This is a genomic window from Aquicoccus porphyridii (genome assembly GCF_008369105.1).
GTDB classification, from domain to species: domain Bacteria; phylum Pseudomonadota; class Alphaproteobacteria; order Rhodobacterales; family Rhodobacteraceae; genus Aquicoccus; species Aquicoccus porphyridii.
This window is the reverse complement of the sequence record NZ_VINQ01000190.1, coordinates 1-396: the sequence shown is the minus strand read 5'-3', so window position 1 is coordinate 396 and position 396 is coordinate 1. Positions and strand designations below refer to the sequence as shown.

Genomic DNA, 396 nt, shown 5'->3' with positions numbered 1-396 from the left:
GGTGATCCAGCGACAGGTGTTCTCCAGTTGGCGGACGTTGCCCGGCCAGCCGAGGTTCTTCAGGTACTCCTCGGTTTCCGCCTTCAGCAGCTTGGGTTCCACCGCCAGCTCCTGGGCGGCGCGGCTGAGGAAGTGCCGGGCCAGCGCCGGGATGTCCTCGCGGCGGTCGGCCAGCCGCGGGATGTGGATGCGGATCACGTTCAGGCGATGGAACAGGTCCTCGCGGAACTTGCCGTCGCGCACCAGGCTTTCCAGGTTCTGGTGGGTGGCGGCGATGATCCGCACGTCGACCTTCACCGGCGTGTGCCCGCCGACCCGGTAGAACTCGCCGTCGGCCAGGACGCGCAGCAGGCGGGTCTGGGTGTCGGCCGGCATGTCGCCGATCTCGTCGAGGAA

1 pseudogene is annotated in these 396 nt (G+C 68.4%); it reads right to left on the bottom strand.

The features are described 5' to 3' along the window. A pseudogene (gene ntrC, locus FLO80_RS24135) lies at nucleotides 1-396 on the bottom strand (two-component system response regulator NtrC); the annotation flags it as partial.